Here is a 2,360-nt window from a genome sequence, read left to right as displayed (position 1 = left end):
TACATTCAAAACTGCACACCAACTAATCTTCCAATCTCTTCTTCCTTGGATAACTTTTCCTCAAATTCCTTCCTTATGGTTAAGCCCTCGACCTATTAGTATCAGTCAGCTGCACGTGTTACCACGCTTCCACCTCTGACCTATCAACCTTGTAGTCTTCAAGGGGTCTTACTACTTTCGTATGGGATATCTCATCTTGAGGGGGGCTTCACGCTTAGATGCCTTCAGCGTTTATCCCTTCCAAACTTGGCTACTCTGCCATGCATTTGGTAATGCAACAGATACACCAGAGGTTCGTCCATCCCGGTCCTCTCGTACTAAGGACAGCTCCTCTCAAATATCCTACGCCCACGCCGGATAGGGACCGAACTGTCTCACGACGTTCTGAACCCAGCTCGCGTACCGCTTTAATGGGCGAACAGCCCAACCCTTGGGACCTACTACAGCCCCAGGATGCGATGAGCCGACATCGAGGTGCCAAACCACTCCGTCGATGTGAACTCTTGGGAGTGATAAGCCTGTTATCCCCAGGGTAGCTTTTATCCGTTGAGCGATGGCAATCCCACTTTATACCACCGGATCACTAAGTCCTACTTTCGTACCTGCTCCACCCGTCGGTGTCGCAGTCAAGCTCCCTTATGCCTTTGCACTCTGCGAATGGTTTCCGACCATTCTGAGGGAACCTTTGAGCGCCTCCGATACCCTTTCGGAGGCGACCGCCCCAGTCAAACTCCCCACCTGACATTGTCCACCAGCCGGTTCACGGCTGCATGTTAGAAACCCAATACTGCAAGGGTGGTATCCCAAGGGCGACTCCCCGCAAACTGGCGTTCACGTCTCCTAGTCTCCCACCTATCCTGTACATGCAATATCGAATCCCAGTATCAAGCTAGAGTAAAGCTCCATGGGGTCTTTCCGTCCTGGCGCAGGTAACCAGCATCTTCACTGGTACTTCAATTTCACCGGATGCATTGTCGAGACAGTGCCCAAATCATTACGCCTTTCGTGCGGGTCGGAACTTACCCGACAAGGAATTTCGCTACCTTAGGACCGTTATAGTTACGGCCGCCGTTTACTGGGGCTTAAATTCAAAGCTTCGCTTATGCTAACCTCTCCTCTTAACCTTCCAGCACCGGGCAGGCGTCAGCCCATATACATCACCTTTCGGTTTCGCATAGACCTGTGTTTTTGCTAAACAGTTGCTTGGGCCAATTCTCTGCGGCCTGATTTCTCAGGCACCCCTTATCCCGAAGTTACGGGGTCATTTTGCCGAGTTCCTTAACAATGCTTCTTCCGTCGGCCTTAGGATTCTCTCCTCATCTACCTGTGTCGGTTTACGGTACGGGTACAATGTACACTATAGCGGCTTTTCTCGACAGCCAGCTCACCAGCTTCGCTACTTTTATTTCGCTCCGCATCACGTCTTCAGATTGAACAGCGGATTTGCCTACTGTTCTCCTACCTCGCTTGCACCGGCTTTTCCATTTCCGGCTCTGGCTCTCTGTCTGTGTCCCCACAGTTCTGATACATTGTAGTACAGGAATCTCAACCTGTTATCCATCGACTACGTCTTTCGACCTCGCCTTAGGCCCCGACTTACCCAGGGCAGATCAGCTTTACCCTGGAAACCTTAGATATTCGGCCGTGAGGATTCTCACCTCACTCTCGCTACTCATTCCGGCATTCTCTCTTCTTATCCCTCCACTGCTCCTTTCGGTACAGCTTCGTCGGGCTAAGAATGCTCCTCTACCAATGACTATGTCATTCCTCAGCTTCGGTGTTGTGTTTTAGCCCCGGACATTTTCGGCGCAGGACCTCTCGACTAGTGAGCTATTACGCACTCTTTGAATGTATGGCTGCTTCTGAGCCAACATCCTAGTTGTCTTCGAAATCCCACATCCTTTTCCACTTAACACTCACTTTGGGACCTTAGCTGGAGGTCTGGGCTGTTTCCCTTTTGACTACCCAACTTATCTCGTGCAGTCTGACTCCCAATCATCATCTTTACGGCATTCGGAGTTTGATAATCTTCGGTAAGCTTTGACGCCCCCTAGGATATTCAGTGCTCTACCTCCGCAAGACTAAATTGAGGCTAGCCCTAAAGCTATTTCGAGGAGAACCAGCTATCTCCGGGTTCGATTGGAATTTCTCCGCTATCCACACCTCATCACCACCCTTTTCAACGGATGTGTGTTCGGACCTCCATTGCCTTTTACGGCAACTTCATCCTGGACATGGATAGGTCACCCGGTTTCGGGTCTACTCTCACTGACTTTTCGCCCTGTTAAGACTTGGTTTCCCTTCGGCTCCATACCTTAAGTACTTAACCTCGCCAGTAAGCGTAACTCGCCGGACCGTTC

General features: G+C 50.6%; 1 rRNA gene (only partly in view). It reads right to left on the bottom strand.

Annotation, left to right across the window (positions count from 1 at the left end):
- Positions 1-75: 75 nt before the first annotated feature.
- A 23S ribosomal RNA gene (locus DWW96_RS09700) occupies positions 76-2,360 on the bottom strand (it continues 603 nt past the right edge of the window).

It is taken from the genome of Eubacterium sp. AF17-7 (genome assembly GCF_003461285.1).
Lineage (GTDB): Bacteria > Bacillota > Clostridia > Lachnospirales > Lachnospiraceae > Eubacterium_U > Eubacterium_U album.
This window is presented reverse-complemented; position numbering and strand designations above follow the sequence as displayed.